The sequence below is a fragment of the Cognatishimia coralii genome, from assembly GCF_037478305.1.
In the GTDB taxonomy this organism is placed as follows: domain Bacteria; phylum Pseudomonadota; class Alphaproteobacteria; order Rhodobacterales; family Rhodobacteraceae; genus Cognatishimia; species Cognatishimia coralii.
Genome location: NZ_JBBGAZ010000002.1, coordinates 184,505 through 208,862 on the forward strand (window position 1 = coordinate 184,505; position 24,358 = coordinate 208,862).

Annotated in this window: 21 protein-coding genes; 12 read left to right on the forward strand and 9 right to left on the reverse strand. The window is 55.2% G+C overall.

Translation table 11 applies throughout. The features are described 5' to 3' along the window. The first annotated feature begins 41 nt into the window (after positions 1-41). Together WG622_RS06495 and WG622_RS06505 are read left to right on the forward strand one after the other, a co-directional pair. Positions 42-524 (forward strand): Ros/MucR family transcriptional regulator, encoded by a 483-nt coding sequence (locus WG622_RS06495; RefSeq protein ID WP_339402843.1) that lies wholly within the window; start codon positions 42-44, stop codon positions 522-524. Positions 525-678: 154 nt separating this feature from the next. Continuing rightward, positions 679-2,013, forward strand: a complete 1,335-nt coding sequence (locus WG622_RS06505; RefSeq protein ID WP_438839080.1) for a flagellar motor protein MotB — start codon at positions 679-681, stop codon at positions 2,011-2,013. 55 nt (positions 2,014-2,068) lie between these two features. Here the strand turns inward: WG622_RS06505 and WG622_RS06510 are convergent, their stop codons facing one another. Further along, a complete protein-coding gene (locus tag WG622_RS06510; RefSeq protein WP_339402844.1) occupies positions 2,069-3,223 on the reverse strand; it encodes a hypothetical protein in 1,155 nt (384 codons plus the stop codon). A 157-nt stretch (positions 3,224-3,380) separates the two neighbouring features. Here WG622_RS06510 and motA point away from each other — a divergent pair, with 157 nt between their 5' ends. Continuing rightward, the gene (gene motA / locus WG622_RS06515) at positions 3,381-4,247 is read left to right on the forward strand and encodes a flagellar motor stator protein MotA (protein ID WP_339402845.1); all 867 of its coding nucleotides are present in this window, start codon (positions 3,381-3,383) and stop codon (positions 4,245-4,247) included. A gap of 3 nt (positions 4,248-4,250) precedes the next feature. Then, complete coding sequence (locus tag WG622_RS06520) at positions 4,251-4,688, forward strand: flagellar FliJ family protein (protein ID WP_339402846.1); 438 nt, start codon at positions 4,251-4,253, stop codon at positions 4,686-4,688. Here WG622_RS06520 and WG622_RS06525 read toward each other — a convergent pair. The 4 genes from WG622_RS06525 to WG622_RS06540 form a co-directional block, all read right to left on the reverse strand. Beyond that, entirely contained in the window at positions 4,685-5,083 is a 399-nt protein-coding gene (locus WG622_RS06525) for a response regulator (RefSeq protein WP_339402847.1), read from the reverse strand. The two genes, WG622_RS06520 and WG622_RS06525, sit on opposite strands and share 4 nt — an antisense overlap. A 29-nt stretch (positions 5,084-5,112) precedes the next feature. Then, the gene (locus WG622_RS06530) at positions 5,113-8,550 is read right to left on the reverse strand and encodes a PhnD/SsuA/transferrin family substrate-binding protein (protein WP_339402848.1); all 3,438 of its coding nucleotides are present in this window, start codon (positions 8,548-8,550) and stop codon (positions 5,113-5,115) included. Further along, the gene (locus tag WG622_RS06535; RefSeq protein ID WP_209357845.1) at positions 8,537-8,896 is read right to left on the reverse strand and encodes an Hpt domain-containing protein; all 360 of its coding nucleotides are present in this window, start codon (positions 8,894-8,896) and stop codon (positions 8,537-8,539) included. The genes WG622_RS06530 and WG622_RS06535 overlap by 14 nt, the downstream gene beginning before the upstream one ends. A gap of 225 nt (positions 8,897-9,121) precedes the next feature. Continuing rightward, complete coding sequence (locus WG622_RS06540) at positions 9,122-10,066, reverse strand: response regulator (protein ID WP_339402849.1); 945 nt, start codon at positions 10,064-10,066, stop codon at positions 9,122-9,124. A 457-nt stretch (positions 10,067-10,523) separates the two neighbouring features. Here WG622_RS06540 and WG622_RS06545 point away from each other — a divergent pair, with 457 nt between their 5' ends. From WG622_RS06545 to WG622_RS06580, 8 genes are all read left to right on the forward strand, one after another. Then, entirely contained in the window at positions 10,524-11,888 is a 1,365-nt protein-coding gene (locus WG622_RS06545) for an acyclic terpene utilization AtuA family protein (RefSeq protein ID WP_339402850.1), read from the forward strand. Next, positions 11,885-12,196 (forward strand): DUF4387 family protein, encoded by a 312-nt coding sequence (locus WG622_RS06550; protein ID WP_339402851.1) that lies wholly within the window; start codon positions 11,885-11,887, stop codon positions 12,194-12,196. Before WG622_RS06545 ends, WG622_RS06550 begins: the two co-directional genes overlap by 4 nt. Positions 12,197-12,443: 247 nt before the next feature. Beyond that, positions 12,444-13,718 (forward strand): ABC transporter substrate-binding protein, encoded by a 1,275-nt coding sequence (locus tag WG622_RS06555; protein ID WP_339402852.1) that lies wholly within the window; start codon positions 12,444-12,446, stop codon positions 13,716-13,718. A gap of 147 nt (positions 13,719-13,865) precedes the next feature. After that, positions 13,866-14,807, forward strand: a complete 942-nt coding sequence (locus tag WG622_RS06560) for a carbohydrate ABC transporter permease (RefSeq protein ID WP_209357841.1) — start codon at positions 13,866-13,868, stop codon at positions 14,805-14,807. 4 nt (positions 14,808-14,811) lie between these two features. Continuing rightward, the gene (locus tag WG622_RS06565; protein ID WP_339402853.1) at positions 14,812-15,648 is read left to right on the forward strand and encodes a carbohydrate ABC transporter permease; all 837 of its coding nucleotides are present in this window, start codon (positions 14,812-14,814) and stop codon (positions 15,646-15,648) included. Continuing rightward, a complete protein-coding gene (locus WG622_RS06570) occupies positions 15,648-16,547 on the forward strand; it encodes a helix-turn-helix domain-containing protein (RefSeq protein ID WP_339402854.1) in 900 nt (299 codons plus the stop codon). Before WG622_RS06565 ends, WG622_RS06570 begins: the two co-directional genes overlap by 1 nt. Continuing rightward, on the forward strand, positions 16,540-17,952 hold the full coding sequence (locus tag WG622_RS06575; RefSeq protein ID WP_339402855.1) for a mannitol dehydrogenase family protein: 1,413 nt from the start codon (positions 16,540-16,542) through the stop codon (positions 17,950-17,952). The genes WG622_RS06570 and WG622_RS06575 overlap by 8 nt, the downstream gene beginning before the upstream one ends. Next, positions 17,940-18,977, forward strand: coding sequence for an ABC transporter ATP-binding protein (locus WG622_RS06580; protein WP_339402856.1), 1,038 nt, complete (start codon positions 17,940-17,942; stop codon positions 18,975-18,977). Before WG622_RS06575 ends, WG622_RS06580 begins: the two co-directional genes overlap by 13 nt. Positions 18,978-19,699: 722 nt before the next feature. Here WG622_RS06580 and WG622_RS06585 read toward each other — a convergent pair. Genes WG622_RS06585 through WG622_RS06600 form a run of 4 tightly spaced genes read right to left on the reverse strand, consistent with a single transcriptional unit; the run spans position 19,700 to position 24,338 of the window. Next, positions 19,700-21,226 (reverse strand): sulfatase-like hydrolase/transferase, encoded by a 1,527-nt coding sequence (locus tag WG622_RS06585; RefSeq protein ID WP_339402857.1) that lies wholly within the window; start codon positions 21,224-21,226, stop codon positions 19,700-19,702. Then, positions 21,223-22,806 carry a tripartite tricarboxylate transporter permease gene (locus tag WG622_RS06590; protein WP_339402858.1) on the reverse strand — a complete coding sequence of 528 codons (1,584 nt, stop codon included), beginning with the start codon at positions 22,804-22,806 and terminating at the stop codon, positions 21,223-21,225. Before WG622_RS06590 ends, WG622_RS06585 begins: the two co-directional genes overlap by 4 nt. Beyond that, a complete protein-coding gene (locus tag WG622_RS06595) occupies positions 22,806-23,351 on the reverse strand; it encodes a hypothetical protein (protein WP_339402859.1) in 546 nt (181 codons plus the stop codon). The genes WG622_RS06590 and WG622_RS06595 overlap by 1 nt, the downstream gene beginning before the upstream one ends. A gap of 33 nt (positions 23,352-23,384) precedes the next feature. Further along, positions 23,385-24,338, reverse strand: a complete 954-nt coding sequence (locus WG622_RS06600; protein WP_339402860.1) for a tripartite tricarboxylate transporter substrate-binding protein — start codon at positions 24,336-24,338, stop codon at positions 23,385-23,387. Between the last annotated feature and the right edge of the window lie 20 nt (positions 24,339-24,358).

Genomic DNA, 24,358 nt, shown 5'->3' on the forward strand with positions numbered 1-24,358 from the left:
AATCGAACCTCTATATACCTTGCCATAAAAAGAGGCAGCCCATGAACGATAAAGACAACATGGATAACCAATCGCAGCAATCCTTAGGTGCCGTCGCGCAGGTCGTCGCATCTTACGCAGGACGCACGGATGTTACACAGGACGACATCCTTTCACTCGCTCAGCGACTTATCCCAGTATTCGCGGGGATCCCGTCCCATACGGTTTCCCATAGCACAACGACCATCGCACCAAATGCGGTGGAGGCCCCAATCGTCAAACCCGCAATCGCCATAGAAAAGGCTGTGACAGACGATAAGGTCTACTGCCTCTGCTGTGGCAAGGGCTTTACGATGCTCAAGCGGCATCTTAAGGCAGAGCACGGTCTGACTGAGGACGAATATCGCACAATGTTCGGCCTGTCTGAGGACTTTCCACTGGTTGCGCCAAAGTATTCCGAGCGCAAGGCCGCCTACGCAAAGAAAGTCGGCCTGGGCAAATACAACCGCGATGGCGAAGCGGAACAAGGTGCGGTGGCGCGCTAAGCGCCCCAATTGTTTCTCAACCTGCCACAATCTTTTCTTAATCGCGCCCCTCTAGGGGCACGGTTCCCCTTCATATCTGTTCCCGAGAAAAACCGCGCAAAAGCCGGTTTACGGGAATCAACCGGGTCAAACCGGCGATATGAGGCAAGAAACGATGGCAGCCAAAGGCCAAACGATTATTAAAAAGATCGAAGTCGTCGAAGGGCATGGACACCACGGCGGCGCATGGAAAGTTGCGTATGCGGACTTTATGACCGCGATGATGGCGTTCTTTCTGCTGATGTGGATCCTGTCATCCTCGGATGAACAGAAACTGCGCGGGATTGCTGAATACTTTACAGATGCGACGATGCCAGGTGGATCTGGTGTTCTGGACGGTGCGACTTTGGGCCCTCCGGGTACATTGACCGCGTCAAATGGTGCGACTGTGGCCCGCGGTTCGGACCGCGGTGAGGTGGACGACCCAAGCCCTGCAACCTGGGAAATCATGGATGTGACTCAGACCGCGAGCCCGGATGAGGAGATGCGTGGCACTAATATGGGTGACCATACGAACCCAGCAGCAGGCGCCGTAAGCCCCGAATTTGTAGAAGATTCCTCGGCAGAAGGTCTGTCCGAAGGCGGTGCAGCCGCCGCGTCTGCAGATGCGGAAGCCCCAGCTTTCGACGAAAGTACAGTCAATCCAAACGTTGCCGCTGGCAGCACTATGGAGGAATCCGAAGCTCTGGATCCAAACAGCACCCATGTTGGTGCGAATTCGCAAGCGGTACCTGAGCAAGACCCGACTCATACTGCGGACAAAGAGCGCTTTGCGGCCCTTGAAGCGGAAGTGAAGCAAGCAATGCAACAAGCGCCCGAGCTGGCCGCTTTGCAGGAAAACATCGTGTTCAAGGAAACCGATGAGGGCTTGCTGGTGCAGATTATGGATCAAGACGGTAAGGCGATGTTTGCCTCTGGTAAGGCCAAGATGAACAAAGCGACCCGTATGCTGATGGAAACACTGGGTGCAGGCCTGGCGAAACTGCCAAACGATATGGTGATCTCTGGTCACACCGATGCAGTGCCATTTGCCAACCAGACATCCTATGACAACTGGGATCTGAGCTCGGACCGCGCCAATGCAATGCGCCGTGTGCTGCTGCAAACTGGCGTCACGCAGGACCGGATCTCTCGGGTATCTGGCCTCGCGGACACGCAGCTTTTGAACGCGGATGCACCAAAGGATCCATCCAACCGTCGCATCGAGGTTCTGCTGGCCTATCAAAAGTCAGAGGTGCCAGAAGGTGCAAAGGCCATGGCAACCGAAACGATCGAAGCCACACCTGCCCCAATCGCGCAGACTCCGGTAGAGGCAGAGATGGTCAAAGAAGAAACCATGGCGATGGAAGCACCAAAGGCATCGGTGGTCGAAGAGATCCTGCCAAGCGCGCCGGAAGCGACAGTTTTGGACGAGCAAGTCTTTGAAAACCTGCGCAGTGCTCTTCGCTAAGACCTGAGAAAATCTTATTTAAACCGCCCGCGATCCCGTCGCGGGCGGTTTGCTTTTAGAGGTTACCGGTAAAACTCTGCCAATCGATCGGTGTTTCCACCGCCACCGGCTCGGGAGGAGCACCCAACGGGCTGTTGAGAACCAGATAAATCCCGGCAATCGTCAGGGCGGTTAACCCCACAAGACGCAGCGCCGCCCAGCGCTTACGTACCTTGAGAGGTTTGGGCGTAGCTTTCTTGGAACTGGCCTTGGCCTGGACAACAGGTTGTTGACCCAAGGTGGCATAGACATAGTCGTCTTGAACAAAGACCTCGGCCGCCTCCACCTTGCCGCCAAGAGCTTGCAGCAATGCAGAGGGCACTGCGTGTGGCAGCAGATTGATCTCTTCCGGAACTGTCGTTTCACCCAGCTGCAGCGCCAGGAGTTTACGGTCGTCACGCAAGAAGACTTGCTGCGCGTCTCGTACTGTTATCTTTGGGCCAACGCCCGATTTCGCCGTGATTGTGATGCCACCCGCTGGCGTTGCCTTTAGGACAAAATCTTTCGGCTCGGTATCAAGGGCCGAGAGATGCGCGGCGGATTTGAAACCAAAGGTTGGAGCCTTGGGGGCTTTTCTGCCAGTGCCACCTTCTAAGCGTTGCGCCTCGCGTTTGAGATCAAAGTGCAGGTTGCGAATTGGCTTGTTGGATGAGGCTGATTTGCGCCGCGTTGAAAAGGTGAGTTCGGGCGGATCAACAGGTACAAGTTCCGCATCCTCGATGACACTGTTCGCAGCTGATGGATGTGCGGCTTCGCGCCCCATGAAGTTCACCGGGTCCAGTCCCTCTTCGCGGGCGTAGGCGAAGTTTACGGAATAGTCCAAAGCCTCTTCGGTTAACTCGAGATTGTCGGACAAAAGATTAGCCAGTGCGCGCTCTTCCGAATATTTCATCGGATGAGTCGCAAAACCTGCAACCTTAGGATGAATGGAAATCTCTGACGCGCGCAGACCGAAATGGTCTTTCAGCCGGTCCGGAAAGCCGAGACTTTCATCCTGATGAAATAACATAAGCTGACAATCGCCGCTTGGCATAAGACATACGCCAAGACGCATATCCACCGGCCAGGCGCGGTGAATGAGACGCATATCCTCTGCGTCCAATAAGACTGACATGATCTGCTCGGGCCGTGACATCTCTGGATCCTCTCCAAAGGCCATGATTATTTTCACTATTCTTTAACCTACACGCTATGATTGTCAATTATTCTTGCCAATCCTTCACGAAATACCGTTTTATTCCTTGCTGGTTACGGGGTGGATGTGCGAGAATCTGTTAAAAATAGAGCAGTCGGGCAACAATAAGCCCCCCAAATACAGCGACCTGAAAATGAACATCATTATCGGATTTATCCTTGTTATCGCCCTCGTCTTTGGTGGCTTCCTGCTGTCAGGCGGGGAAATGGGCCCCATCCTTCATGCCCTTCCCTACGAGGGCATGATGATCGGCGGCGCGTCCCTCGGGGCCTATGTGGCCGCGAACTCTTTTGGCGATGTGATCGGCACCTTTAAGGCGGTCTTCAAATCGCTGAAGGGGCCCAAGTGGAAGCAGAGCGACTATATCGATCTGTTGAACCTTATGTATGGCCTGACCAAGATCTATCAGCGTGACGGCGTTTTGGCGCTGGATGAGCACATCGAAAACCCACATGACAGCGCGATCTTTTCGCAATTCCCGCGGATCCAGCATGACCACCATGCGATTGATCTGATCACCGATAGCTTCCGCATGCTGGCGCTGCAGTTTGACGACCCGTTCCAGACCGAGGACGTGATCAACAAAAAGCTCAAGAAGCATCACCACGAGGTGTTAGTCCCGGCCCATGGGCTTCAGACTGTGGCCGACGGCCTCCCGGCGATCGGGATTGTTGCGGCGGTTTTGGGTGTTATCAAAACTATGGGTTCGATCGACAAACCCCCTGCGGTTCTGGGTGAGATGATCGGTGGTGCGCTTGTGGGTACCTTCCTTGGGGTTTTCTTGGCGTACTGTTTCGTGGCCCCTCTATCCGGTCGTCTGACTGCTATCGAAGAACAGGACGGCGCGTTTTATAACGTGATCCGCGATATCTTTGTGGCGATCCTGCATGACCACAGCCCGACCATCTGCGTTGAAATCGGCCGCGGCAATATCCCGACCATCCTGCAGCCAAGCTTCTATGAGATGGAAGAAGCCCGCACCGATCTGGCCGAAGCCTAATCCATGGACCGCGCCCGTCGGATCAAAGCTCTGACAACCCTGCAAAGGATCAAAGAGCATGAGCTGGACGAGCAAGCCGCCAAGATGGGTGTGATCCGCGCGGCGCAAGGCAATCTGCAACGCGAATTGGATTCGCTGACCCATCGTCTGGAAACAGAGACCCAGATCACCTCACCAGAAGCGGCGCCTTTTCTTGCAGGGTTTTTGCAAGCCGTGCAGCAAAGGCGCGAGTTCATTGACCGAGAAATGGTGAAACTCGACGAAAAAGCCGCCCAGATCGAGGGGCGGCTTTTTGAAACTTATGCCGAAGTGCGCACGAACGAGAACGTTCTGGACAAGTCCCTCTATGAAAAGAGGCGAGAAGAGGATCTTGCAGAATCCAATGCGCTCGAAGAGGTCGCCCGCAACCGGTATATGCGGCAGATGGGCGGATCGTCTTAGGCGGCTGCGGCGGAAAGACCTTTGTCCCACATGGCACGGATCTGCGTAGCCAGAGTGGTTGGATCAAACGGCTTGGAAATCAGACCCAGTTCCAACGGACCAATCAAAGACCCTTTTTCAGATTCACTGACTTTCGCAGTCATGTAGATCGCTGGGATGTTCTCAAAGCCTGGCATCTTGCGGATCGCTTCCAGAGTTTCTGGACCCGTCAGCTCTGGCATCTGAACGTCGATTAGGATCATGTCAGGCGCAAAGCCCTGAACGATGTCCAGAGCAACAGTGCCAAGCTCGGCCTGTGCAACTTCGAAACCGCCGATAAGTTCAAGAGCCATATGCGCGATCTCGCGAATATCGGCCTCGTCTTCGACGTGGAGGATTTTGTTTAGTTCACCCATGGTTTGCCTCTTTTCTCTTAGGGTTCGGACTAGCCGCGCGACCTGCGCCGCGATTTGCCTCGTCCTGCTGGGTTGGACCTTGTAAATTTCGATACGACCCCACGCTCTGCTTCTGGCGCTTCGGTCTGGGATACGACCAGAACGACAGGAACCGACGCAGGCAGTTTGCCTCCGACGACGGGAATCACTGTCATACAGTTTGCCAATCCCAATGTGTCAAAATGAAGGACAGCGTCGAATTTTTCCATTCCGGCCAGCGCAAGTGCCTGTTGGACATCAGTCACCGAGGACATATTGATCTCTTCTGCATCCAAAATGGGCAGATCGCTGGACGCCACGGCCATCAGGTCAAACTTGAGATCCTCTTTGTCGCTTAGTTCAGGAAGGGTCGACAGCCAGTTGGTGTAGAGGTTCGCGCGCACGCCGTTCAGCATCAAAGCGTCGGTCAGGTTCTCGTCCACTGCCTTCGCCTGAATGACGGACACTGGGATGTTGGCCAGCTGATTGCGTTCGGTAAGACCCGCGATAAGGTTGCGGCCCTGATCGCTCAGCCAGTTGAAGACTGTAGACTGACCGACCACGCCCTTGCCGCTTACAATCTGCGCGACCGAGACGCTTCCAGATTCAATATCGACGTCAAAGCCACCAGAGCGCAATTGCACAAGCAGGTTCTGAATAGAGCTCTGACCTTCAAAGACTTCACCTTCTTCTCCGATTTGTTCCGCATTCATGCCCACTTGCGAGAAATGGGTGACCTCCATGGAGTCGTAGTTGATCGCGACGGTGCTTTGCGCACTTCGCTTCTCGCCATCAGCGGCACCTTCAGAGCGCGCAATGGCTTCGGCTTCTTCAGCGGCTTTGTTGGCCTCTTCAAGCGAAACAACTTCTTCGCCAATCAAGCGTGGCAGATCGATGAAGAACTCAGATCCCGTACCTTCTTCGGAGGCAAAGAAGATCCGGCCATTGTGACCTTCAGTGATCGCCTTGGCGACCGCGAGGCCGAGACCAGTGCCTCCTGCTGCGCGTGTATCGCCCATGTCGGCTTGCGTGAACTTGTCAAAGATCGTGCTGCGCGCGGCCGTAGGAATACCGCACCCAAAGTCACGCACAGACACGCGAAGGCGTCCGCGGTGTACAAGCAGCGAGACGATTACTTCGCTTGCGTCGTCGGAGAATTTAACAGCGTTGTCGACCACATGCTCGAGCATCTGAACCAGTCGGGTTCTTTCGCCGAGGGTGAACATGCCCTCTTCATCCTCGACAAGATTGTAGCGCACGTTGACCGAGCGTTTTTCGCCCTTCATCTTGTTCGCCTCTACGACCTCTTCGACAACTTCCGCCAGATCAACCTGCTCCAGAGCGAACTCCATCGAGCCCTCGGTCATCTTTTCGATGTCCAGCATGTCATTGATCAGGGTCACCAGCTTGTCGCAGTTGTTAGACGCCATCGAGACCATCTTGTTCATCTGCTCGGGCATCTCGCCAATTGCGCCGGACAGCGCCAGACCAAGGGCACCCTTCATAGAGGTCAGAGGTGTGCGCAGCTCGTGGCTGACGGTGGCAACAAAGTCGTTCTTGGCTTTTTCGGCCACCTTGCGCGCGGTGATATCGCGATACATCGAGATGAAACGCGGCTCGTCGTTCTCTGGTTCGACGTATTCAAGACTGATCTCATAGGGCGTGCCATTCTGCGCGGTCACTTCCCACGTCATCCGGCGCTGTGGACCTTCCTGCAGCGCCTGACAGCGCATCTTGAGGCTGCGCATATCGTCGTCAGTGATGAAATGAGACACCTTACGCTCGCGCCAAGTATCGATATTGGCGCGACGTCCGACGAACATTTCGTCGGCGGCTTTGTTGCAATACAGCAGGTCATAGTTTTCCGGACGGAAGACGATCACCTGATCCTCGATCAGCTCTAGTGAATCGTTAAAGGTGGCTTCCGAGATGCCCTTGCGGGTCTGAGTCATATCAGTCGCGACAACGGCAATTTCGCTCAGCTCTTCCTCGGCACCCGAGACCGGAATGATCGTACATTGCGCCCAGGCAATCGAGCCATCATCCTTATAGACCTTCATCGGCCCATCCCATGGCTGCCCAGCGCGCATCGAGGACATAACATCATTCTGCAGGATCATCTGTTCATGTTCCGGCAGGATATCCATCAGTTGCGTGCCGATCAGATCCTCGGCCAAGCGCTCAGTTGTATCACAGAAGTTCGAGTTGGCGTGGGTGATGCGTCCACGCGTATCCATCATCAGGAACACAGTATGTTCTTCGACGGCGCTCCGATAAAAGACCTTGGATCTCATCTCGGACTGCAGAACGTTCTTGTTGATCTCGACCATCAGCATGTTGCGGCGCAACTGGAAGACCAGGAAGACCAAAGACGCAAGGATCGCGCTGACGAAGGCCAGGATATAGAAGCGATAGTTCTGATAGATCCGCCCTGCGGCCTGCAGCACATAGTTTTCATAGGGCCGAACACGCAATGAAATCAAAAGGTCATGCACCTTTTGATAGTTTCGAGGCGCTTGCCAGACCGCGCCCGCGGCGGCCAAAGATTCCGCCGAATCCGGCTCTACGTTCAACAGAACGTTGATGACATGCGCCAGCGTCGTTTCGTCGATATTCGGCATCGCAGATAGGAGCCATTCCGGATAGAGCTCGGTCGACGACATAAAGGGATAGCCCTGATGCAAGATCGGCTCCATCGGCGCAAAATCGTCGATATCGATGACGCCGCCACGATGCAGGGATTCAAGCACTCCAGCGCGCACGACACCGGCGTCAACTAGGCCGGTTTGCACTGCGTAAACCACTTCGCGTTCGTTACCGTCCGCGAAGATCAGTTCACTGAACGTACGATCAGGCTCCAGACGCCGCCGCCGGAATTCTTGTTCCGCAAGCCACCAGCCAGAGAAATCATCTTGACCAACAGCCATCACGCGACGGCCGCGCAATTGCGACAAACTGCGATAGGGGCTGTCTTGGTTGGTGAAGATAACCGACCCAATTTCACCATAGGTGCGGTCGTCCCACATGCGGGCGCGCGACAGCACAGCGCGCGCGCCATGCTCTACTTCAGCGGAAACAAAGAAGGCTGGGTTGCTCAGAATAAAGTCCAGCTCGCCGCTTTCGACGGCACGCCTCAGCGATGGGAGCGTGTGCGGCTTTAGGACGAACCGTACCGGCATTTCGACGATATCAGCTTCGCGGTTCAACAGATCGACCGTGGGCCGCCAGGCTTCGATTGCGCGCGTCACGCCCTCGGTGGTCAAAACTCCGACGGTCAGAATACGGCGTTCTACAAGATCCGTCTGCCCACTGAACACAGGCTGCTCATTTTGCGCCGAGGTAAACGGCGCAGACAACAGCAGATAAGCTGTGGCTATCAGTATGATTAGAAAGTGCCGGTGTCCGTTGGCTTCAAGCCGAGGGATCACGGTTGCTTTATGCGGCCCCATCCAAACTTTGCTCCATCTCATCCATCAGCGTGTTGAGGAGCTCGTCGACAAAGTCGGTGTTGAGGGGGCGTGGTCCGGCGACCAGGGAATCAATATGCTGCTCTAGCTGAGCTGCCAATGCGCCCATGCGGGGAAACCCCACACTTCCGCAAATTCCGTGAAGCTTGTGTGCTTCGGCCCGAATATCCAAGCAGGCAGATTCTTCTGTCTCTGGATTTTCCAAACGTTCCAGGAGCGCGCAAAACTCTTCGATCCGCCCATCGATTGAGCTGATGAATCGTTCGCGAATTTTTGCCAAACCGGCCTGTAAGATGGCCGACTTGTCGGCCTCTGTACCTTGCATCATGGCACTGCTCTCATCCACATTTTACCTCAACGCTCTTCTGGCGCTGATTGTTTATTATGCTTCTTATATACCACGAAATGATCATCACCTGTGAAAAAAACGGCTTGTTTTCTTAAAGGACCGTTAAAGAAAACAGGGGTTTATGACATTTTTCGCGGTTTTTGCTTTGGAGATCACAGGCCGAGGTCCACGCCCGGCCTTTTGTCATAGCTTGAAAAAAGGCGCTTAGGCCGCGAAGGCTGCACGACCGGAGCCGCCTGCTTCTTTAAGTTTTTCGACCGCACGATCCAGGAACCGCAGGTCGCCGCGCTTCTCGAACAGCTTAGGCGCCGCCGCATCGCCAATGATGGCAGAGAAGCCGGTCTGTACCTCTTCGCAATAGACCAGATCAGGGTCGTTCAGCATCATGACGAACTCATCATGCATCGCATCTGCGGACGGCAGTTTTGCTTTCGCACCCACACAGACGAAGGTGCCGCCGCCAAGATAGCTGAGGAAGGCTTGCGCCCCGACAAGGCAATCCGAAATGACTTCGGCGATGTCAGTGACAACATACGTGAATTCTTCGGTGCTGGATCCTGCGTGCACGGCTTCCAGTTCAGGGATCTGCAGGGCAAAGGCGCCCATGGCGAATTGCTTCTGTTCCAGCATCAGCATGACATAGTTGTCGAGCGCCGCACTTTTCACAACGCCGCGTACGTCTTTGATCGTGACCGGATCGCGGAACGGAGCTTTCGGGGCCGCTGCCGCTGCCGCAGGGGCTGCCGCCTGAGCTGTTGCTGCCTTGCGCGCTTCTTGCTGAAGACGATCCGCGAGACGAATACGGGTCATCAGTTCAGTCGTGTCGAAGGGCTTGGTCACATAATCCGTCGCGCCCGCCATGAAGGCACGGTCGACATATTCTTTGTTGTTCATCGCGGTGATCATGATCACCGGAGAGTTCTTGTACTGCTCCATCTGGCGCACTTGCTGACAGAGCTCGGTGCCGTCCATGCCTGGCATTTGGATATCGAACATAAACCCATCAAACGGCTGCGGCGCGGCTGCGATCTTGCGCAGGGCGTCCTCGCCGCAATCGGCCATGGTCACATCCGTGTAGCCATGCGCTTCGAGTGTTGCACCCAGAATTTCGCGGATCAGTTCGTCATCATCGACGGCCAGAATTTTCATATTCGTCTCCGTTCGCTCACCCACGGGCCCGGTCGCTTCTGCAATGGAATTCGCCTGTAGGACTGCTGTCGTTTCCGACCACTATATACGGGAGAATATGGCGCAATTGGGGCGTATACTCGGATTTGGTGAAAATATTTCCTGTTTCGTTAACCAGACATTAACCGTAAAATCGAACTGTGGATCAGGTTTTATTGTTTAATTACAATTTCTTAATTGATTAGTACGGAACTTTGTGGGCCGGATGCTATGCAATCTTGGGTTTACTGGCTGACGCGGGTCAGAAGCGAATTTTCACCAGCATGCAGATGCCCGCCATTGTTGCGAGTCGCGAAACGGCCCGGCCGGCTTTGTTTCCGAATCAAGATCAATGGCCCGTTTGGACGGCTCTGTCAGGGCTGTGTCAGGTCCGGTGACTAGCTCACACAGGACGCATCTTTCGTGAAAGCACCACCCCGTGACTCAATCCAACGTGACCAAAATCCTCATACCTTCGGGCGCCCTCGGGCTTGGCTATGACAGGGACGCCCTCGCCCGCGGCGTGGCAGAGGGCCCGGACCTGATCGCCATCGACGGAGGCTCGACAGACAGCGGCCCGCATTATCTGGGAACCGGCACATCCAAGTACTCCCGCGGATCGACCAAAGCCGAGTGGCGCGAATTGATGCTGGCGCGGGCACAGGCGGGCGTGCCTCTGGTGATCGGGACTGCTGGCACCTGTGGGGCTGACGATGCGGTGGATTGGCTTGTCGAAATCACGCGTGAAATTGCTACCGAAGAGGGCATGTCGCTTAGCGTGGCCGTTTTGAAATCCGGGCAACCCGTTGACCTCATGACCAAGGCGCTGACGGAAGGGCGTATCAAACCCCTCGCTCCGGATATTGGGATCAGCGCAGAAACGCTGCAGAGCTGCACCAACGTTGTGGCGCTCGCCGGAGCCGAGCAAATTCAGGCAGCCCTCGCAACAGGCGCTGACATTGTCATTGCAGGGCGCACCACCGACACGGCGACCATCGCAGCCCTGCCCTTGGCGCGCGGGTGTCACGCAGGCGCGGCCTGGCATGGTGCAAAGATCGGTGAATGCGGAGCGCTGGCAACGACCAGCCCGAACACCGGCACGATCATGATCCATTTTGACGATGCGGGATTTACGGTGGAACCCATGGGCGAGGCCGCCCGCGCGACGCCCTACACCGTGTCTGCACATATGCTTTACGAGAACTCAAATCCCTATCAGCTCTATGAACCCGGCGGGCATTTGGACGTCACAGGCGCAGAATACGATGCCATGGACGACCGCTCTGTCCGCGTGACGGGCAGCGCATGGGTGCCAAGCGACACCTATACAGTAAAACTAGAGGGCGCACGGAGTGGCGGATATCAAACCGTCTCTTTGGTTCTGGTGCGAGAGCCACGCTATGTCGACAACATTCAAGCCTGGGTCGATGACATCGCGGAAAAATGCACCGCCAAGGCCAAGACGCGTTTGAACGAGGCCTTTACGTTAGAGCTTCGGTTGATTGGCGCCAACGCGACTTTAGGAGAGCTGGACCAAAACGCTCGCCATGGCAGCGAGATCGGCGTTTTGGGGATCGTGACGGCACCCACGGAAGCCGCGTCGCGAGAGGTTGCCAAGATCCTGAACCCCTATCTGTTGCATCACCCCCTAAGCGAGCAGGAAGAGATGCCAACTTTCGCCTTCCCGTTCTCTCCTGCGGAAATGTCACGCGGCGAGATCTATGAGTTTTGCCTCAATCATGTTCTGGAACTGGATGACCCAATGGACGCTTTCCACCTCGAAGTTCTGGAGATCGGCGTATGACAAAGCTCTCGGACATAGCCTTCAAGATCAGATCCAAGAATGCCGGGCCGTTTTGGCTGACGATCGATATCTTTTGTGAGTCTCCGCAACGTTTCCATGAGGCATGCGCCCTTGCTGAGACCGCGAAAGTGGCAAGAGCCTTGGGTGCGGAAGAATCCGAGCTTAAGCGGTATGAAATCGCTGATCTCAATGTGTTGAAATTCAGTATTCCAAGACCCCAGATCCAAGGCACACGATTTGATCGCGATATGCATGGGGCGTCTTTTGCAACACTTTTGGCGGACCTTGAGGCCACTGAAGACGCGTGACGAAAACCTGCGCGGGTGGCCAAGGGAATCGATGCGTTTAGCAAGATTCTGAAAGATGAACCCGTGACGCCAACAAGCTGTTAATCCCTCTCAACATATATTCAATTGGCGAAATTTTGGAAATTCTTGACGAAAACTAGACTAAAAGTATCATTCTAAGCCGACTTCATACTAGTTTGTATCGAGAATCCATCGCCAGAATAAGAGCATGTTCGGGACCAAACCGAATTTGTTTTGGGAGGAAATTATGAAGAAATTGAGCGTATCTGCGCTTGCTCTGACTGCTGCGGCAACATTCGCATCGGCAGACGAATTGACCATCGCAATCGTGAACAACGGTCACATGATCAACATGCAAACCGTTGCCGAAGCCTACACCGCCGAGACCGGCGTCAAGCTGAACTGGGTGTCCTTGGAAGAAGGCGTTCTGCGCGAGCAGGTGACTTCTGACACGGCGACCGGTGGTGGCCAGTATGACGTCATCAACATCGGCATGCAGGAAGCGCCAATCTGGGGCGCAGCCGGCTGGATCGAGCCTCTGAACTTCGGTGCAGACTATGATGCAGACGACATTCTGCCCGCGATCCGCGCAGGTCTGTCCCATGAGGGCACCATGTATGCGGCCCCATTCTACGGCGAAAGCTCGATGGTGATGTATCGCAAAGACCTGATGGACGCAGCCGGCGTTTCCATTGCTGACAACGACAGCTGGGACAACGTCAAAGCAGCAGCCGCTGCGATCCACAACCCAGATGCGGGCGTTTATGGCGTCTGTCTGCGCGGTAAGCCAGGCTGGGGCGACAACATGGCGTTCATCACCACGGTTGTGAACTCTTTCGGTGGCGCATGGTTTGACAAAGACTTCCGTCCAACTCTGGACAGCGACGAGTGGAAAGCTGCGATCAACTTCTACGTAGATCTGCTGGGCACCTATGGCCCTCCAGGATCCGAAGGTAACTCCTTCAACGAGATCCTCGCGCTTTACAACGAAGGCAAATGTGGCATGTGGATCGACGCCACAATCGCGGCTTCCTTCCTTGAAGTTGACGGTGTTGCTTACGCACAATCTCCAAACGCGGGTAACCCAGTAGGGGCCAACTGGCTCTGGGCTTGGGCGATGGCGGTTCCAGCTGGATCTCCGAACGCAGATGCTGCGAAGGACTTCATCGAGTGGGCGACATCTAAAGAGTACGTCCAAGCGGTTGCGAACCATCCAGAGTTCGGCTGGGGCTCTGTCCCAACTGGCCAGCGTGCGTCCACCTACGCATTCCCTGAGTTCCAGGCGGTTGCAGGTTTCGCCGCAGCTGAAATGGCCGCAATTGAATCCGCAGCCCCAGAAGCGACAGATCTGAAGCCTTACGTTGGCGTTCAGTTCGCAGCGATCCCAGAATTCCCAGAAGTGGGTTCTGCGGTGGCTCAGGAAATGGCGGCAGCTCTGTCCGGTGCGAAATCTGTCGATGATGCTCTGGCAGCAGCACAAGCGGCAGCTGACGCAATCATGTCCGAGGCAGGCTACTACTAAGCCATATCAGGCAATCGAGAGAGGCGCGTCTTGCGCCCCTCTCACTCCGCGCAGCTTGCCCTGCCATTTGCCAAACTCCCTTAAATTCTTAGAGTTTTGCTAATCGCAGACCCATTCCGAGTTGCGAAGTTACCGAGAACCGACCCCATGTCCAAACGAACTCTCCCCAGATTATTGCAGACACCATCCGTGATCTTGCTGTTGATCTGGATGCTCGTGCCCCTGAGCATGACGCTGTATTTTTCCTTTATCCGCTATAACTTGAACAACCTGAGACGTCCGGAATGGACGACCCCAAGTCTGAGCAACTGGCGCGGGTTTGGGAACTATGAGTTTGTACTCTTCAAGGCCAAGGACTTTTGGTTCGCGGTGCAGAACAGCCTGTTCATCGTCAGCTCGATCATCATTCTTACCGTAGTTCTGGGCCTCGCGATTGCGATCTTGGTCAACAGATCTTTCCCGGGACGCGGCATCGTGCGCGTACTTTTGATTTCGCCCTTCTTTGTGATGCCAGCAGTGAACGCGGTTCTGTGGATCAACATGATTTTGGACCCCGTTCTTGGCCTGCAAGGTCTGGCCGTGGCGGGGATCAATGAGATGATCTCGGGCCTACAGAATTTCCCGATACTGGGGGCATTCTTCTCCCTTTGGCCCGAGATCGATCCGATTTCGTTCCGCGCGACCCAAACATCGGCCTATGCTGTGATCATCATGGTCACCTGGCAGTGGACTCCTTTTGCTGTCCTGATCTTTATGACCTCCCTGCAATCTGAGGATCAGCAGCAAAAGGAAGCCGCGATTTTGGACGGAGCCAACGCATGGTCCATGTTCCGCAACCTGACGCTACCGCATCTAGGTCGTCCGATTGCAATTGTGGTCATGATCCAGGCGATTTTTCACCTGTCGCTTTACGCCGAGATCGAGATCGTCAGCCGCGGCAACGGCAACAAGAACCTGCCCTATCTGATCGGCGAGTTTTCGACCAACAACATCGGTGCTGCCAGCGCCACCGGCATCTTCGCTGTCATTCTTGCAAATATCGTCGCCATCTTCCTTCTGCGGATGGTCGGCAAAACTCTGATGGACTGATCCTATGGCTATTGTCGCTCAAGAAACCAAATTTAGCCGTATCTTCTGGCCCACATTGGCCTGGGTCGTCGCACTGATCTTCTTTTTTCCGATTTTCTGGATGGTTTTTACCAGCTTTAAAACAGACGCCGACGCGGTCAAACCAGAGCATCTCTTGTTCTTTACGCCGACGCTTGAGAACTACGCCAATATGACCCAGAACTATGACTATTGGCGCTTTGCGACCAATTCGGTCATCACCTCGGTCTTTGCCACAGCCTTTACGCTCTTTGTCGGCGTACCTGCGGCCTATGCGATGGCGTTCAACCCAAGCCGTCACACCAAAGACATCCTGATGTGGATGCTGTCTACCAAGATGCTGCCTGCGGCTGCGGTTCTATATCCGATGACCTTCCTGACCAAGAACTTCCTTGGCATCTTTGACACCCATTTCCTGATCATTCTGGTGTTGAGCCTGATCAACCTGCCGATCGTGATCTGGATGCTCTTCACCTACTTCAAAGAGATCCCGAAAGAGATCATCGAAGCGGGCAAAATGGACGGTGTGAACACCTGGGGCGAGATCAAAGACATCCTGATCCCGCTGGCCTGGGGTGGCGTCGCCTCGACCGCGCTCTTGTGCTTTATCTTCTGCTGGAACGAAGCCTATTGGACCGTGCGCCTGACCACCACGGAAGCGGCCACGCTGTCCAAGCTGATCGAAGGCAACCGAGCGCCAGAAGGCCTGTTCTTTGGCCGCCTGTCCGCTGTGTCCACCGCCGCCGTCGGCCCTATCGTCGTCCTTGGTTGGTTCTGTCAGAAACAGCTCGTGCAGGGCCTGACATTCGGAGCGGTGAAGTAATGTCGATCCTGACCCCCGAATTTGAATTTGTCGATCAGGCGTCCGAGTCTGTCCGCTATCTGGAACACGGCTGGCCCACGGACCTATGCCGCTGGCACAGCCACGAGGTCTATGAGCTGCATCTGATCACCTCGACCCATGGCAAGGCATTTGTTGGCGAGCATATCGGCCCATTTGGACCCGGTGCGCTTTATCTGGTCGGTCCGAATGTGCCACATAACTGGGTGACCGATGAGGTCGGCGCGTATGAACCGGTCGAGCTGCGCGATATGCTGGTGCAATTCAGTCAACAAAGCATCGATCAGGTTGCAAAGGGCTTCCCCGAATTCCGCGAGCTGGACGAGGTTTTGCAACGTTCTCGCGGCGGGATTGAGTTCATCGACTTTGATCAATCGGTCGCCGCCACGCATCTCGCGGGCATTCGCGACGCAACAGGCGCGGAAAGGATCACACGGTTTCTTTCGTTCCTGACGATTGCCTCCAAACATCCTCATCAAAAGCAGCTGTCCGATCACACCGTCGCTTTCCCAACGCGCACGACCAAGCAATCGGGCATTGCGGATGTGGTTGACCACATCACCACACATTTTGCCGAAGAGTTCACGCTCGAAGAAGCCGCCGATATGGCGCGGATGAGCCCGACTGCCTTTTCGCGCAATTTTCAGAAGTTCACAGGCAGCCGGTTTGTCGAATTCGTCACCAAAGTGCGGATTGGTCAGGCCTGTTCCATGCTGCAAGCCACAGACGACAAGATCGCCACGATCTGTCACGAGGTCGGCTTCCGTAATCTCGCGAACTTCAATCGCCACTTCCTCAAAGTCAAAGACATGACCCCCTCGGCTTATCGCGATCTGACGCGGTCCGAGTTGGCTCCTGCGAGTGGAGCCTCCTATGACTGATACGCAATTCTTCACGACCGCCTATGATCGCAAATCCTGTGATATCGGCATCGTGCACATCGGTTACGGGGCGTTTCATCGGGCGCATCAGGCAGTCTATGTGGACGACTACATGCAGGCGACGGGCGACCTTCGCTGGGGCATTGCAGCGGTCAATCTGCGCGCCTCAGAGTCGCCGTCTTTTGCCGAAGCCGCTGGGGCGGAACGTGGCTATCTGCTGAAGTCCATTGCAGCGGACGGAACACAGGAATTCCGCTCGATCCGGTCTCATGTAGCGTTCGTAGACGCCGCGACAGATCTGGACGCGGCGCTTGATCTTTTGTCCCGTCCTTCGGTCCATGTGGCCTCCATGACGGTCACGGAAAGCGGCTACTACTTCAAGGACGACTGGAGCCTCGACCTTGCGGCTGGGCCCGTTGCTGATGAGCTTAATGGCGGCGGTCTTGCGACGATCTACGGCTTTCTGACGCAAGCGCTGGAGCGTCGCGTGCAGTCCATCAATGCGCCCATCAGCCTCCTGTGCTGCGACAACATTCGCAACAATGGCAAAGTGCTGAAAAATGCGCTTCTGGCCTATATGGAGGCCGCGGGAAAACCGGAGCTGGCAGCTTGGGTTCTTGAGAATGCGAGCTTCCCATGCTCGATGGTCGACCGGATCACCCCGCGCAGCACGCCGGACCTTAAATCCGAAGTCGTCCAGCTATTCCCGGATCACGCGACCTCGCCCATCCACGCCGAAGATTTCAGCCAATGGGTGCTTCAGGATCAATTCGCAGGCCCGATGCCGGACCTCTCAAAAGTTGGCGTCGAAGTCGTTCAGACCGTTGAGCCCTATGAAGAAGCCAAGATCCGCATCCTGAATGGGGGGCACACGGCGCTGTGTTATCTTGGCGCATTGGCCGGTCACGACACGTTTGATCACGCCATGGCTGATCCCGAGCTGCGCCAACATTTCGACCGCTATGAGCGTGAAGAAGTCCTCGCAGGCCTCGGCCACGATATACCGTTCGATACCTCGGCCTACCTGTCCCAAGTCGCAGCGCGGTTTGAGAATGCAGGCATTGCAGATCAACTCGAGCGCATCTGCATGGATGGCTATTCGAAAATGGCGATTTATATCCGTCCAACGCTGCGCGCCTGTCTAGAACAAGGCAAGCGCCCGCTGGCAGGCTATGACTGCGCAGCCTCTTGGATCGTCTATGCGCGTCAGTTCCAAGCGGGAAAGGCGCAGGTTCCTTATCACGAACCCCTTTGGGACAAACTCTCCCCGATTTTGCCGAAAGATCGCGAGGCCTATCTGGTCTGCGACCCAAACCTCTGGGGCGATCTTCCGACAACATATGAAACCTTTGTGCCCGACCTCACTGCGGCAATCCAAGAAATGGAAAATAGATGGCTGGTTTAACACTCCGCAATGTCGCCAAGTCCTACGGCGACGTCCAAGTGATCGAGAGCATCGACCTCGATATCGAAGACGGTGAATTCGTGGTTTTCGTCGGCCCGTCAGGCTGCGGTAAATCTACGTTGTTGCGCATGATTGCGGGTCTTGAAGAGATCTCGGGGGGCGACGTGTCCATCGGCGACACTCTGGTCAATGACGTGGCCCCCGCCAAACGCGGTGTGGCGATGGTGTTCCAGACCTATGCGCTTTACCCGCATATGACGGTCTATAAGAACATGGCGTTCGGTCTGAAGCAGGCCAAGATGCCCGCAGATGAGATCGACCAACGCGTCCGTGAGGCAGCGGCGATCCTCGACATCACAGACTATCTGGATCGCACCCCCAAGGCGCTTTCCGGGGGTCAACGCCAGCGCGTGGCCATTGGCCGTGCAATTGTGCGCGAACCCGAAGTGTTCCTCTTTGACGAGCCTCTGTCCAACTTGGACGCCGCCCTGCGTGTTCAAACGCGCCTCGAAATCGCGCGACTGCATGAGCGGCTGGGTTCCACCATGATCTACGTCACCCACGACCAGGTCGAAGCCATGACCTTGGCCGACAAGATCGTCGTTTTGCGCGGTGGCAATATCGAACAAGTTGGCGCTCCGATCGACCTCTATGACCGACCGCAAAACACGTTCGTCGCACAATTCATCGGCAGCCCAAAGATGAACTTCTTCGCACCGTCAAATCTGGCCGCATCCGCGCCCAAGAATTTGGCGTCTCTGAGCGACGAGGAGGCCATCATCGGCATCCGTTCCGAGCATCTGCGCCTGTGTTCCTCAGACGAGGCCATGATCACGGCACGCTTTGAGATCGTCGAAAACCTAGGGGAGCTCGCGCTGGTTCACATGAAAACAGACGATGGCGTCGAATTCATCGCGAAACTGGAAACGCCGCCCAAGGTTTCAAACGGCGACGAGCTGCACTTTTCTTTCTTGGAAGAGAAGGTACATGTTTTCGACAAAACAACGGGTGTGAGACGGGGCTGAACCAAGGCGTTTTACGGCGACGGGTGTAACATTTTGCCCCCGCCCGAAAGCTGAAAGCCCAAGCGCCGAGCCCAGGGTTACTTCTGGATTGAGAAGTGGTGCCGCTTATGGGTAACCTCGTTAAAAGCGCCATCTTGAATGCTACAAGGTCCCCCACAAAGGCATTGAGCCTTTCTCTCCAAGTGAAGAGAAAGTATTGCGAGTTCTTTCGGAAGGGATTGCATGGTTAGTCTCGCAAGTCGACTAAGCCGCGTCCTCAACACGAATGTACAGTACTTTTCATTCGGACGGACCGGGCATGTCAGGGACGAATGAAAAGTGTTCCATTTTTTATTTGAGAAGAATCAACTGAAAAACCGAAGACGTGTCCCGCCTGCGGGAAAACGAGCTGCACGGATCTACGATTGCACTGCAGGAAACACAGGCCGTTTTGGATGAGCTTTTGGATCGCTATCTTCAGAGACTACTTCATTTGGTGGTCAAAATAGGGAATTCCGCCGTACCACTTTCGGCCCAAACCGGTCATTCGCAACCTCCTTATGTGCCGCGATGCCACTTTTGAGATAGGCTTCGCTCGCTCACGTGTAACTCTTGTGGAGACCATTCAAGCTTTGCGCACACTGGCTTTTACCAAGCGAAAAAATGAAAATGCGATCTTTCCTGAGAATGCCTATCTCTTTTCCGCGCCAGAATTGCAAAAGAAATGCAATCGATACCTGGCCCTAAGCCATCCCGACCTGGGTTTGGATTGGGCGCATATCGTCGGGACGTTTGTGCAAAAGTTCCATCAGATAGTCTTGTTCATCTTTATGCGCAGGATCATCAAACAGGTTCTGCATCTCGTCTGGATCGCTCGCTAGATCATAAAGCTCACCAGCTTTGGACCTTAGATCATAGGTCAACTTGTGCGTTTTCGTGCGCACTGTGCGCAAACTAAGGGCGACCCCAGCGCGTGTTGGCAAAAGCTCCCACTCGTTCATGGCAAACTCTCTTGTCGCCTCTTCGGTTTCGATCAAAGGCCTAAGCGTTTCGCCATGCTGCGGCTGAAGCGCCACGGCCTCGCCATAGTCAAAGAACGTTGGCCCCAGATCCAGGGTCGAAACAGGTTCATCGACCTTCTTACCCTTGGGCACGCCAGGGCCGCGCATGATCATCGGTACCCTAAGGAGGCCCTCATAGTGCATGGGCCCCTTTAAGATCAGCCCATGATCGCCAAGCCAATCACCGTGATCAGAGATATAGATAACTATTGTATCGTCAGCGATCCCTGCTTCTTCGAGAGCGATGAGAATACGTCCTACGTTGTGATCAATAAGTGCAATCTGGCCGTAGGTATTGGCGATAATCTCGCGCAGTTGCTCATCACTCTGTTCAGCGATACGGCTATAGGACTTGCGAACTTCGGCGTCTTTTTTTGCGCCTGTCGGTTCTGCTGTTAGGACCTCTTCATGCCACCAAGGGCGCCCCTCAAAGGAACGCACGCGGTTCTTAGGAAGGTCTACTTCGGCCGGATCGTGCAATCGCGACCAGGGTTCAGGGGCATCAAAGGGATGGTGCGGGTCAGGGAAGCTCACCCAAGCGCAGAACGGTGAATCTCCGCGACTATTTTCAAGCCAATCAATTGTGCGGTCGGCAGTCCATGTCGAGTTGTGCCAGGCCACCGGCAATTTGGAATGCCACGTCTGAGCCGCGCCTTTGGTATCGCCCGCGTTTTCTTGGTAAAGTGCGTTCTTTTCATCCCCTTTCCCATCGGAATAGAACCAGCGCTCATAGTGCTGACCATGGGGCGGTTTTTCCGGTAGGAACCAATTGTGCCCGACAAGCATCAGCTCCACATGGTCAAAGCCCATGTAGGGGCCGTTCCACGTGTCGGGATAGCTGGCCGAGGATTTTAGACACTCAGGCGTGCCGGTGGCTTCGAAGGTATGATACGTCGAGAAATGCGCCTTGCCGAAGTAGGCTGTGTCATAGCCAGCCGCCGACATAGCGCCCGCAAATCCCTTTTCTCCAATCGCGGGATCAAGGTCGATGCCATTGTCGTGGACGCCATGCGTCCGACATAGCTGCCCTGTCAGGATGGATGCACGTGCTGGTTGGCAGACCACTGTTGGCGTGATGCAATTCGAAAAATGGGTGCCGTCTGCCGCCAGCCTGTCCAGATGCTGCGTCTTAATGCTCCGCCCTTCAAACCCAAAGCAATCGGCACGATGTTGGTCTGCAGAGATCAAAAGGATGTTTGGGCGGCTCATTTAGAAGACTTTCTCAGGTTAGCAACGACGACGACAACGGTTAGGACAACAAAGGCGAGCGCGACCGGGCTTTTGAACAAGAAGAACGGATCTGCGCCAGTTGCAGCGAAGGCCTGGCGTGCGGTGTCTTCGAGTTTGCCAGATAGAATAAAGGCAATCACAAAGGGCAATGGCGATATATCGAGTTTGCGCATGAGGTACCCCAGCACGCCGAACCCAAGCGTGATCCAAATCGCCGCAAGGCTGGTTTCTTGGACATAGATCGCCGTTAGGGTCATCAGGAAAACAATCGGAAGCAAGAGATGGTTCGGGATACGGGCCATAACGCCGACGACGCGCATGAACAGGCCTCCGATTGTCCAATTGAGACCGTTTGCCAAAAACATGGTCGTGAACAATCCGAAAGCCAAAACCATTTCCGTATTCACACCATCGCCACTTAGGCGAAAGACCGATGGACCGGGGTTGAAGCCGCCAATTGTATCCATCGCCAGGATCAGAAAAACAGCGGCGGCATTGCCCGGAATACCCAAGGAAAGGACTGGAATAAGGTTCGCGCCGGACACGCTGGAATTTGCCGCTTCCGTCGCGGCAATGCCCTCAGGCGCCCCTTCGCCGAAACTTGGGGCATCAGGTGCTTTGGTCTTTTCATGTCGCGTGCTGCCGGTGGAATAGCCCAATGTTGCGGCCAGCGTTGACCCGATGCCGGGAAGCGCCCCGATGGCCGTGCCAATAACGGCCGAACGTCCGATATACGGAAGCAAGGGGCGCAACCCTGCCCACCCAAGCCGAGAAGACGCGGATGCACTTGCTACGGCCTGTCCCTGTTTTTGAACGCCTCCGTAGCGCATGTCTTCAAGGCGTCGAAAGACCTCGCCAATGATAAGAACGCCGAGGATCGCAGAGGCGATCGGGAAGCCCTCATTTAAACTTGGGATACCCATTGTTAGGCGAGGATAGAAATCTTCGCCCGTTGCGACCATCGCGGCCAATAGGCCAAGTCCCATAGAGATCAGACCTTTGCCAACCGAGTTCCCGATCACAGAGGCGATGAAAGCCAAAGACAGCAGCAGCAGCCCCGTCTTTTCCGGAAGGTCGAGATAGGTTTCAACCAAAACGGCCAAGAACGGGGCGCAAAGGATTAGCACGATATCAGAGAACGTGTCCCCAGAGGCCGAAGAGAAATGGGCCACTCGAAGCGCCTTCTTCGCCTCTCCCTTTTTTGACATCGGCCAGCCGTCAAGCGTTGTCATATAGGCGTCGGGCGTTCCGGGCGTATTAAAGAGGATTGCGGGCACTGCACCCCCAACTGTCGCACCCTTCATGATCCCGACGAGAAACCCTAGGACCGGTAGAAACGCATCTGAAGAAAACCCAAAGATCGAGATCAAAATCGGCAGGGCGATGGCCATTGCCATGGGCCCCGCAAGACCCGGAGTGGCCCCCACAGCGATGCCCAAAAGGAAGCCGCCCAAAACCATCAGGACAGTCACAGAAATCGGCAGACCGAATATGCTAAAGGCCTCTGTTCCCAGAAAAACGGCCTGAAACCCAAGTAGAACGTGGTCCCAAATGCCCATCAGACATCTCCATTTGGCGGCAATTGAAGGTCTTCAAATGGCAGGTCGTAAAACAGAGCCATACACAGCGCGGCAAGCAGGCCAATCAAAAGGTATTTCAACGACCAGGATCGCGTGGCAACTCCGATCAGAAGATAGACCAGAGCACCTCCTCCGCTCACATAGCCCACATATTTCCACGGCGCTGTGGCCCGTAAACTGCGGTAGGTTTGGTCGGTCAGTAACTCTGTCACCAGAGGCCCGAACCAACGCATGATCGTGATGGAAACAGCAACTGAGAGAACCACAAGACAAACCCAGAGGATTGCTTTGCGGTCCAGTGTTTTCGCGTTTTCCGATGGGGAAAGATACGTCAATACCCCCCCGAGCAGAATGACGACCCCCGCCACCATTGGCGCCAGGCTATCCCCAATGGTCAATCGTCGACGCACCTTTTGAAACGCCCCTGTTTCGACGTCGTGGGGAATCCAGACAAAAATCAACACCAAGGCAAAGGCGACACAAAAAAGGCCAAGCCAACGTTCTGCTTTAGAGTTAGAAAACATTGGCTTGGCCTCGGAGTATGAAGTTTTGGAAATTTATTGAACTGCTTCTAGAAGCGCTCCTGCACTTTCATAGTCAGCGGCGAGCAAGGCGTCCAAATCGGCACCCATGATGTTTTGAGCACCACCAAAGGCCTTGTTGATCATGGCGCCTGCGCCACCTGTTGTCGTTGCCGCAGCCAATGCGTTTGTCAAAGCCTCTCGCGCGTCATCAGGCAGACCGGCAGGTGCCACAAAAACAAAGTAGCCATCCGCAGTGAAATCCACACCAAGGTCAGCCATCGTTGGCGCATCAGGCGTTTGCTTCAGAGGCACCGTGAGGGCAGAGGCAAGGTTTACCAGATCGCCAGCGGCGACGCCTTTGCCTTGGATGCCAGCCATAAAGCCTACGTCCATATCACCTGCGGTGACGCCATTCAGAACGGCACGGCCGCCGCGGACCTGTACGATATTAAAGTCAACGCCCTGTGCTTCACCCAACAGGAAAGCAAGGTCAGAGAGCTTCGGGCTCATTGTACCAAAGCGGATGTCCTGACCGCCTTTGGCCGCAGCAATCATATCAGCAAAAGAGGTCCATCCGGTGTCGGATTTGGACACGATGCCCATTTGGAAACCAGCAGTTGTCGTCAGACCCGTAAAGTCAGCGGGCGTGATGCCCGCTCCGGGGTTTGCGGCAGCGTTGTAGCCAAGCGTTTCGGTCACGATCAAAGCGATGCTCGTGCCATCGGCCGGCATGTCCTTGAGCGCTACGGCTGCGTTCACACCGCCTTTGCCCGTAACTTGCTCTGGAATGATTTCCCAGCCAGTCGCCTTTTGAACCTCTTCGGCAATCAGGCGACCAGAGGTGTCAGCACCACCCCCCGCAGCAAATGCGATGATCATTTTGATAGGCCCCTCAGGGGACCATCCATGCCCGTCCGCAAACGCCGAAGTCGCCGTCGAGACTGCCAGAACGGCAGCCGCAGCTCCCGCTTTCAATAGATTTTTCATTTTCATTCCTCCCAAAATGT